8 protein-coding genes are annotated in these 8,664 nt (G+C 28.0%); 3 read left to right on the forward strand and 5 right to left on the reverse strand.

The window, feature by feature from the left end; all coding sequences use genetic code 11:
* On the forward strand, positions 1–1,043 hold a 1,043-nt coding region (locus ACH2BO_RS04710; protein ID WP_395043595.1), incomplete at its 5' end, for an oligopeptide:H+ symporter.
* 71 nt (positions 1,044–1,114) lie between these two features.
* Complete coding sequence (locus tag ACH2BO_RS04715) at positions 1,115–1,648, forward strand: thioredoxin family protein (RefSeq protein WP_395043596.1); 534 nt, start codon at positions 1,115–1,117, stop codon at positions 1,646–1,648.
* Position 1,649: 1 nt separating this feature from the next.
* On the opposite strand, the gene ACH2BO_RS04720 is transcribed toward ACH2BO_RS04715, so the two are convergent.
* The 5 genes from ACH2BO_RS04720 to surE all read right to left on the reverse strand — a co-directional run bounded on the left by ACH2BO_RS04720 (position 1,650) and on the right by surE (position 6,643).
* Positions 1,650–3,668, reverse strand: a complete 2,019-nt coding sequence (locus ACH2BO_RS04720) for a ComEC/Rec2 family competence protein (protein WP_395043597.1) — start codon at positions 3,666–3,668, stop codon at positions 1,650–1,652.
* 47 nt (positions 3,669–3,715) lie between these two features.
* Positions 3,716–4,363 carry a C40 family peptidase gene (locus tag ACH2BO_RS04725; protein WP_395043598.1) on the reverse strand — a complete coding sequence of 216 codons (648 nt, stop codon included), beginning with the start codon at positions 4,361–4,363 and terminating at the stop codon, positions 3,716–3,718.
* Between the two features lie 41 nt (positions 4,364–4,404).
* Positions 4,405–5,517 carry a lipid-A-disaccharide synthase gene (gene lpxB / locus ACH2BO_RS04730; RefSeq protein WP_395043599.1) on the reverse strand — a complete coding sequence of 371 codons (1,113 nt, stop codon included), beginning with the start codon at positions 5,515–5,517 and terminating at the stop codon, positions 4,405–4,407.
* A gap of 1 nt (position 5,518) precedes the next feature.
* Positions 5,519–5,791: a hypothetical protein gene (locus ACH2BO_RS04735; protein WP_395043600.1), complete on the reverse strand. Its 273-nt coding sequence runs from the start codon at positions 5,789–5,791 to the stop codon at positions 5,519–5,521.
* An 81-nt stretch (positions 5,792–5,872) separates the two neighbouring features.
* A complete protein-coding gene (gene surE, locus ACH2BO_RS04740) occupies positions 5,873–6,643 on the reverse strand; it encodes a 5'/3'-nucleotidase SurE (protein ID WP_395043601.1) in 771 nt (256 codons plus the stop codon).
* A 561-nt stretch (positions 6,644–7,204) separates the two neighbouring features.
* On the opposite strand from surE, the gene ACH2BO_RS04745 reads away from it, so the two are divergent.
* The gene (locus ACH2BO_RS04745; protein ID WP_395043602.1) at positions 7,205–8,566 is read left to right on the forward strand and encodes a T9SS type A sorting domain-containing protein; all 1,362 of its coding nucleotides are present in this window, start codon (positions 7,205–7,207) and stop codon (positions 8,564–8,566) included.
* Positions 8,567–8,664 lie beyond the last annotated feature (98 nt).

An 8,664-nucleotide genomic window follows, 5' to 3' on the forward strand; every position in this document is an offset into this window, starting at 1 on the left:
TTTCTGGAGTTTGTATGTTAATGGGATTAGGATTGTTCTTGAAAACTCAAAAACATCTAGGTCCAATTGGCCTTCCTCCATTTCCAGAAAAATTATTTGAAAAATCTGCTTTAGGAATTTCCAATAATTTAATGGTTTATTTAGGTTCGTTATTATTTATTCCATTTTTCTTTATTATGGTTTATTATCCATTTGATATAGATTTTACTTTTCTTTTTGGAAACTTAAAAGATGCAAATGGAATATTATTAAAGGACGAAGCTGGAAATTTAATGCCTTACTTAGTACAATTTAGCGATTTGTTTATGATAACAATAGCAGTAATTATTTTAATTTATTTAGGAATTATATTATCTAAAGTTAAAAAAGAAGAATTTGGTAAATTACTTGTAGCAATCATTTTAATTTTATTTTCTGCATTATTTTGGTCTTTTTTTGAGCAAGGTGGAGGTTCTTTAAATTTCTTTGCAAATGGAAATGTAAATAGTCAAGGTTTGAATATGACTCAAGTTAATAATTCTATTAATGCTCTTTGGGTAGTAGCTTTAGCACCAGTAATAGGATTTTTATGGATTTATTTAAGTAAAAAGAAAGCAGAACCAAATACAATTGTAAAATTTGGATTAGGATTTTTAATCTTAGGATTAGGTTTTTTAGTGTTTTATTGGAGTAAATTTATTGCAACACCAAACGGACTAACACCACTTTGGACGTTCCTTTTTGCCTACTTGGTAATAAGTGTTGGAGAACTATGCTTATCGCCAATTGGACTATCGATGATTACCAAGCTATCGCCAAAAAGATTAACAGGAATGATGATGGGAACTTGGTTTTTAGCAAGTGCTTATGGTCAATATGGTGCAGGATTAATTGGTGCCGCATTAGCAAAAGGCGATACTAGTGGAGAAAACTTAACCAATTCTCAAAAACTTATTCAATATACAGATGGATATCAAAGCATTGGATATATTGCAATTGGAGCTGGAATTTTATTAATCCTTATTTCGCCACTATTAAAGAAAGTTATGCAAGAAGTAAAATAAATTTCTTATTTTCGGCATTATTTTTGAAAACAACTTAATAACATAAAAACATAAATACATAAAAATATAAAATGAAAAAAGTAACAATAGTACTAATTCTTTTTCTTGCAAGCTTCACAACCAACGCGCAAGAAGAATTAACATGGCATACAGATTTAAACAAAGCAATAGAAATTTCTAACCAAGAAAGCAAACCTCTTTTTCTATTTTTTACAGGAAGTGATTGGTGTGGTTGGTGTATTCGTTTGCAAAAAGAGGTTTTTAAAACTCCAGAATTTATTGCTTGGGCAAAAGATAAAGTAGTTTTAGTAGAATTAGATTTTCCTAGAAACACAGCACAATCTGCCGAAATTAAAAAGCAAAATAGCGAATTACAACAGTTTTTTGCTGTTCGTGGATATCCAACTGTATGGTTTGCAAAACCCGGTGTTGTTGATGGAAAAACCTCTTTTGAACAACTTGGAAGTACAGGATATTTAGCTGGCGGACCAACAGTTTGGTTAAAAACTGCTAATGACATAATTAGTAAATTTGTTCCAAACCCAAAACCAACAAAAAAAGAAATTAAAGCTGCTAAGAAAAAAGTTACCAAGAAAAAAGCTTAGTTTATAATTTATAGAATCCCTTTTCGCCAGTTGCGTGAAAAGGGATTTTTTCTTTCTCGCAAGTAGCTTTCCAAATCTTTATATACGATTTAAAATTAGAAGCATCAACAACTACTTGTTCTGGTTTCCAAGATTTAAAAACACGTTCCAAACTTAACTTTGGCGAATGTGTAAGAATTAATATATCTGGTTTTTTATCATTCAAATAAATGGCAGAACTATCAATTAAAACTATTTTTTTTCCTTTAAAATAAAAAACATTTCCAATAGATTTTTTATTTTCAATGGAACAAAAATTCGCCACTAAATAAGATTTAATCGCTAAATTATCAGACACATTTTTAAGTATACTATCTGTACTGTAAAGCGAAACTTTTTGTCCTTTTCGTTCTGTAATTATTGACGTTTTGCTCTTGCTAAACACTATAAATTCAGTTGCTTTTTGGTTGTCATGTTTTGTATAAATGGTAACTATTTGAAATAAAATTACAGTTAAAAATGCAATAGATAATTTTTTAAATGATGGTTTTTGAAACCAAATTATCCAACTTATTATTAAAATATAACCACTTATCATCATTAAAGTAGATACAGAAATATCTTTAAAAATAAAACTTTCAAACGATGCAATCCAGCTTATTATTTTGTTTAAAATGGTGATGCTACTTTCTAATAATTTCATTATTGGAAACCAAACTATATCAAATGCCGCAAGTGATAATACTAAAACTCCTAACGCTAAAATAAAAGTTAATGCTGGTAAAATAATTAAATTGGTAATAAAAAATAACCCAGGAAATTGATGAAAATAATAAATTGTCATGGGTAAAGTTCCAATTTGTGCCGCAAATGAAACTGTTATTATTTCCCAAAAATAAGTGACAAATTTATATTTTGGAACCCAAATTCTTGCTAGTAAAGGTTGTAACCAGATGATGAAAAATAAAGCAACATAACTTAATTGAAAGCCAATATCAAATAAATAAGATGGTTCTACAAGTAAAATTAGTAAAACTGAAATCATTAAAGTATTGTAAATATTTACCGTTCTTCTTAAATATAATCCAACAGCTACAAAAGAAAACATGGTAACAGACCGAATAACACAAGGAGCAAGTCCAGCCAAAAGTCCAAAAAGCCACAACGAAATTAATGCAATTATTAGTTTTAAGGTTAAACCAAATTTAGTGTTTGGAATTGGTCGTAGAAGAAAAGTTACAAATAATAGAATAAATCCAACATGCAACCCAGAAACTGAAAGCACATGAATTGCGCCTGCATATTGGTAATCTAGAACCACTTCTTTAGAAATGTCTTGTTGTTGACCAAGAATTAATGCATTTACAACACTTAATTCTGATTTAGAAAATTTATTTTTTTCAAGATTAAAAATTATTTTATTTCTAATTTTAGAGGCATAATAGTTTAAGTTCTTATCTACTAGCGTGCTCAATTGAACGTCTTTTAAATCAGCATAAATTTGAGCATAAATTTGCTTGTTTTCTAAGTATTTTCCATAATCAAACTGGTTGGGATTGTTTGGATTTCTATTTTTATAAAAACTTCCTTTAACTTTTAAATTTGAACCAATTGCAATAGTTGGTAAAACAGTTTCTTTTCTAATGTTTAAAATTAATTCGCCAGTAGATAATGTGTCATTTATTGAAGTTATTTTTACAATATATCTATCGTTTTTAGTTGTGTTTTTTAGTTTTTCTAAAACAGTTACTTCGCAATTATATATTTCATAAAATGCATTTATTTTATAAGTGTAATGATTTAAATTTCTAGTTTCATTATTGCAAATTAAAGTGAATGATCCTATAAAAAATGCAGTTGCTAAAGTAAAAACACCAAAAAATCTTTTTTTAAAAGTAAAAAACGAAACAACTAAAATTAAAAAATTAGCAATTAATAATGAAATAGTAAATTTAAAAGATAATGATGAAAAATGGGAGAATACTATCCCAAAAAGAAAAAAAATAGTAATTTTTATTAAAGGAAATTGTAGTACTTTCATTATGATAAAAGTATACAAATATTTAAGATTAACAAGAAATAAGCTAATTATTCTATAATTCTGTTAATTTGTACAACGCAATTACTATAATAAGTTTCATTAATTGAAGAAATTATAACGCCTTTACTTGATGAGGAATGAATAAACTTAATTTCATTATTATCAACGTCTACAATCATTCCAAGATGATTTATAATTGTTTTACCATTGGTTTTAAAGAAAATAAAATCACCTTTTTTAGCATCATTAGATTCTATAAATCTTCCAATTTTAGACATGTCTATTGATGTTCTGGGTAAAATAATATCATTATCTTTAAATGTTGTGAATATTAAACCCGAGCAATCGTAACCTTTTTTAGTTATTCCGCCATATTTATAAGGACTTCCAATGTTTTTTAATGCATCATTAACCAATTTATCACATAATTTTTTAGCATTATCAGATAATAAAACTACATCATTATTAGAATAACTAACAATAAGTTTTTTATCGGATACAATTTTTAAAAACTCAATTTCTTTGGATTCTTTTTTGTCAATTCTGGCTTTTTGTTCGTCAGATATTTTCTTTAAAACTGTAAATTTATTTGAATTGGTTTTTACATTTTTTTTAGAAGTTGTAACACTTGATGAGGTTGATTTGCAAGATGCAAAAAGAATTAAGAGTAGTAAAGAAAAGAGTAGTGGTTTCAAATTAAATAGTTTTAATAAATAACGTTTCTAAATTCAAATTGTTATTTTGTAGCTTCAATTATTAAAAAGGCAGTTTTTTTACTTGCTCCATAACCACCTAACTTTTGTTCAAATTCTTCGTATTTATTTAAAATTTTTGCTCTATTAGTTTTGTCTAACAATAAATTTAATTCTTTTTTGATGTTTTTGCTTGTACATTTTTCTTGAATCAATTCTGTTACAACTTCTTCATCCATAATTAAATTTACCAGTGAAATGTATTTTAGTGTAATTAATCTTTTGGCAATTTGATACGAAATCCAACTTCCTTTGTAACACACAACTTCTGGTACTTTAAACAAAGCAGTTTCTAAAGTTGCTGTTCCAGATGTTACCAAAGCTGCATAAGAATTTTCTAGCAAATCGTATGTTTTATTGGCTACAAATTTTAAATTTTTATTATTTAAAAAGGGTTCATAAAATGAAAATTCTTGACTTGGTGCGCCAGCAATTACAAATTCATATTCCTGAAAATCATTTACTACGCTCAACATAATAGTAAGCATTTTAGAAATTTCTTGCTTTCTACTTCCGGGTAAAATTGCGATAATTGGTTTGTTGGATAAATTATTTTCGGTTCTAAATACATTCTCATCCGAATTTTTTCGGTCATGTATAGCATCAATTAATGGATGACCAACAAAATTTACAGGAAAATTATGTTTCTTTTCAAAGAAATCTTTTTCAAACGGAAGAATTACAAATAGTTTATCAAAATCGCGTTTAATTGCTGTAATCCTATTTTCTTTCCAAGCCCAAATTTGTGGAGCAATATAATAATGAGTTTTTATTGCTTTTGCTTTTGCCCATTTTGCAATTCTCATATTAAAACCAGGATAATCAATAAAAATAATAACATCTGGATTGAATTTTTCTATATCTAGTTTACAAAATCTAATATTATTTAGAATTGTTTTTAAATTTAAAATTACTTCTGCAAATCCCATAAAAGCTAATTCTCTGTAATGTTTTACAAGAGTTCCGCCAACATTATGCATTAAATCGCCACCCCAAAATCTAATTTCTGAGATAGTATCTTGTTGCAATAATTCTTTCATTAAGTTAGATCCGTGTAAATCTCCAGATGCTTCTCCAGCAATAATATAATATTTCATTTTATAAAATTACAGTTAAAATTGCTAGAATAATTGTGGCTAAAACAACACCACGAGCCATTAATTCTTTATTATTTTTAAGTAAAATATAAAAAACTAAAATGTTTAAAATTGCACCAAGCGTTATTACTTTTCCTAAAATTCCTTCTTGTCTAATAATTGCAATGTCTTCTATTTTAGTAAAGTTTGTAAATAAAAGTAAAAACAAAATGGTACCAATTATGGTGGTTACAATTCCAATAACTAAACCAATTAACAAATCTATTTTTCTCATTTATAGCATTTTAATTAAATTTCAAATTTCAAATTCCGCAACCCAAAACTCACAACTCAAAACTTACAACTCATAATTGATCTAAAACTCCCAAGTGTTTAAAGTTGCAATAGAATGATGCGCAGTAAGATCAAATTGTACTGGAACAATAGAAATATAATGGTTTGCTAAAGCCCATTCGTCAGTATCTTCGCCTTTGTCTTGGTTTATAAATTCGCCAGTTAACCAATAATATTCTTTGCCAAATGGTGTTACACGTTTGTCAAATTTTTCTTGCCACATGGCTTTGGCTTGTCTGCAAATTTTAATTCCTTTTATTTCATCGGTTTTTAATTTTGGGAAATTTACATTTAAAACGGTTCCTTCTGCAAGTCCGTTTTGTAAAACTTGCAAGGCAATTTTCTTTATAAAAGGTTTAATTTGTTCAAAATCGGCATTCCAATCATAATCTAAAAGCGAAAAACCTATGGCAGGAATTCCTTCAATTCCGGCTTCAACAGCTGCGCTCATTGTACCAGAATAAATCACATTTATAGACGAATTAGAACCGTGATTAACTCCAGAAACACATAAATCTGGTTTGCGTTTCAAAATTTCGTTTACAGCCATTTTTACACAATCTACTGGAGTTCCAGAGCAACTGTATTCTAAAATAGCAGCATTATTTTTAGAAACTTTGTTTAAATGCAACGTATTATTTATGGTAATTGCGTGTCCCATTGCACTTTGCGGACTATCTGGTGCAACAACAACTACTTCGCCAATTTCACTCATTACAGCTATTAAAGCTCTAATTCCTGGTGCAGAAATACTATCGTCGTTGGTTACTAAAATTAATGGTTTTTTAGACATTTTATTTTTTAAATTTCTGTAACAAAAGTAAGGCAAATTTTTTTTAATGAACTTTACTTTTAGTTGTTTTATTGTGTGCCATAACTTAAAATTTTTATTTTAAAATGCTATAGTTTGTAATTAGAAATGTAAAGCAATTTAGCAAAAGTGTAAAGAAATTTAATGCTAGTGTAAGTTAGTTTGTTAAAAGAGTAAAATAGTTTAGTACTAGTGTAAGTTAGTTTAGCAAAAGAGTAAAATAGTTTGATACTAGTGTAAGATAGTTTGATAAAAGATTACAGCAGTTTTGTAAAAGAGTAAATTAGTTTGGCACTATTGTTAAATTTTAGAAAATTGTAAATCTATTCAGTTAATAAATTAAAGTAGTTTTTTTTTTATTATATAAACTAAAATAGTTTAATAAAAATTTTGTAAGAATAAAAAACAATTATATCTTTAGCATTGAATATAAATAGTTAGTTATGTTAAATGCATTTTTTAAATAATAATTTATTATTAAATTTTTATAAAAAATTATAACAAATAAACTTTAAACATCACTTAAATTTAAATATATAATCAATGAAAAAGGTAATTTTAATATTTATTATTTTAAATCAATATAGTTGCTATTCACAATGTTGGAATTTTGTTGATTCTGGTGGGAATAACACTTTTGCTATAAAATCAGACGGAACGTTATGGGGAACAGGATCAAACAACTATGGTCAAGTAGGTAACGGAGGTAATTCATCAAATCCTCCAGTATTAAACTTTGTAGAAATTAACAATCCAAGTCAATGGCTAACAGTAAGTAGTTCGAGCATATTTACACATGCAATAAAATCTGACGGCACGTTGTGGGCTTGGGGTTCTAATTTAGGAGGAGGAATTGGTAATGGTGCAAGTACTAGTAATAATTATTATTATCCAATTCAAATAGGCACAAATAATAATTGGAAATTTATTCATAATAGAAATACTTCGTTTGGCATTAAAACTGATGGTACTCTTTGGGGTTGGAGTGGTGGGATACTTGGCAATGGTTCTAATATTGGAAGTTCAGTTCCTATACAAATAGGTACAGGCACAAATTGGAAAAGTATTTGTAGAAATATTAATACAACAACATTTGCAATAAAAACTGATGGTACCTTGTGGGGTTGGGGACAAAATTCTTATGGTGAATTAAATAATGGTTCAACATCAACAGTATATACTCCAATCCAAATAGGAAATGATAATAAGTGGAAGGATATACAATCTGGCGATAATAATTATCTTGGTTTAAAAACAGATGGAACTTTATGGTCTTGGGGTCAAGGTTATTTTGGTCAATTAGGTAATGGTTCGCCTGATAGTAATTATACAATAACACAAATTGGTTCAGAAAATGATTGGGATAAAATAGCTGCTAGTCGTAATTCTAACTGTTTTGCAATAAAAGTAAATAAGACATTGTGGGGTTGGGGAAGAAATGCTGGATTTAGTTTAGGAAATGGTACAGAAACAAATATATTATCTCCAACTCAAATTGGTATTGATAGTGATTGGCAAATGGTTTCTGCTGGTGGAGCATCTTCTATTGGTTTAAAAACTGATAATTCTATTTACGTGTGGGGATTCGCAGAATTGGGTGCTTTAGGCAATGGTGGTGGAGCCATAGTAACAGTACCAACCGCATTAGGTACATGCACGCTTGCTAACGAAAATTTCACAAAAACACAAATAACCATTTACCCAAACCCAACCAAAAATACATTAAATATAACTACCACAATACCATTACATAAAATAATAATTTATAATTTATTGGGTGCAAAAGTGTATGAGCAAGCTTTTAATGAAAGTATAGATGTTAGTAATTTTGCAAGTGGTGTTTATGTAGTAAAGTTTTATGGTGAGGATAATGTTGTTTTTGTTGAGAAAATTGTAAAGGAGTAAAAAGTTGTTTTAGTAAATAATCTTTGCCAAAGTTTTAAACTTTGGCAAAGATGTATTATATTTAGTCATGATAAAACCCAACAACGGCATAATAACAG

Origin of the sequence: Flavobacterium sp. (assembly GCF_043773265.1) — a bacterium.
In the GTDB taxonomy this organism is placed as follows: Bacteria; Bacteroidota; Bacteroidia; order Flavobacteriales; family Flavobacteriaceae; genus Flavobacterium.

Excerpts from the sequence above, each read along its gene's own strand:
- ACH2BO_RS04715 (WP_395043596.1), top strand. The coding sequence starts at position 1,115 with ATGAAAAAAGTAACAATAGTACTAATTCTTTTTCTTGCAAGCTTCACA.
- lpxB (WP_395043599.1), bottom strand. The coding sequence starts at position 5,517 with ATGAAATATTATATTATTGCTGGAGAAGCATCTGGAGATTTACACGGA.
- ACH2BO_RS04735 (WP_395043600.1), bottom strand. The coding sequence starts at position 5,791 with ATGAGAAAAATAGATTTGTTAATTGGTTTAGTTATTGGAATTGTAACC.
- ACH2BO_RS04745 (WP_395043602.1), top strand. The coding sequence starts at position 7,205 with ATGAAAAAGGTAATTTTAATATTTATTATTTTAAATCAATATAGTTGC.
- ACH2BO_RS04720 (WP_395043597.1), bottom strand. The coding sequence starts at position 3,668 with ATGAAAGTACTACAATTTCCTTTAATAAAAATTACTATTTTTTTTCTT.
- surE (WP_395043601.1), bottom strand. The coding sequence starts at position 6,643 with ATGTCTAAAAAACCATTAATTTTAGTAACCAACGACGATAGTATTTCT.